Annotated in this window: 2 protein-coding genes; both read left to right on the top strand. The window is 59.8% G+C overall.

Features of this window, described 5'->3' with window-relative positions; all coding sequences use genetic code 11:
* Positions 1-57: 57 nt before the first annotated feature.
* Positions 58-429, top strand: coding sequence for a DUF6481 family protein (locus AC1DT3_RS22905; RefSeq protein ID WP_477467457.1), 372 nt, complete (start codon positions 58-60; stop codon positions 427-429).
* Positions 430-512: 83 nt separating this feature from the next.
* On the top strand, positions 513-870 hold a 358-nt coding region (locus tag AC1DT3_RS22900; RefSeq protein ID WP_477467456.1), incomplete at its 3' end, for a TerC family protein.

The raw sequence follows: 870 nt of genomic DNA, 5'->3' as shown, positions 1-870 counted from the left end.
CTATCGGATCAAATCCGGTATGACCGAGCGCGCCGTTAGAGAAAGTGAGATCAAGGGATGAGTGGGTTTCGTGACAAAGGCTTCAGCGATCGATTGAGCGCTGCGGAGAACGCCCGCAAGGCGATGCAGGAGCGCTTTTTGGCAAGACCGAGCGCCGATGATCCGGCGGTCGCCGAACGTCGCAAGGAGCGAGAGGCCGTCAGCGCCGCCCGCGAAGCGCGGATTGCCGAGCGCGAAGCCAAGAAGCAAGCCGACAAAGAGCGCGATGCCGCCGAGCGGCAGGCCCGCGAGATTGCCGAGCGCGAACAGCGCGCGACCGACCAGGTCCGGAGCGCCGCCGAGATTGCTGAACGGGAAGCCGCCCTGGAAATCGAGCAGAAAGCGGCGCGCGATGCCCGTTATGCTGCCCGAAAGGCACGTCAACGTTAGCAACGTGTAGTCAAAAATTCGGACGCGCCTTGCAGAATAGCCTCAACGGCAACATATCCGTTTCGACTTAAACGGATAAGCTTATGGATCAGATTTTAACGCTTGCTGTCGATCCCGCCGCTTGGGCGGCCTTGGCGACCTTGATTGCCATGGAGGTGGTCCTCGGGATCGATAACCTCATTTTCATCTCTATTCTGACGAACAAGCTTCCAGAACATCAACAACAAAGGGCGCGTCGGATCGGAATCGGTCTGGCGCTGATCCTGCGCCTGGCCCTGTTGGCGACGGTGGCGATCATCGTTCAATTGACGGTGCCGATCTTCACCGCATTCGGCCACGGCTTCTCGTGGCGGGACATCATTCTCGTCGCCGGTGGTCTCTTCCTGGTGTGGAAGGCGACCAAGGAGATCCACCACAGTGTGGATCCAGGCGACGAGTCGG

The sequence above is a fragment of the Microvirga sp. P4_G7 genome (genome assembly GCF_056401005.1).
Note: the sequence above shows the minus strand (reverse complement) of the source record. Positions and strands in the feature narration are given on the sequence as shown.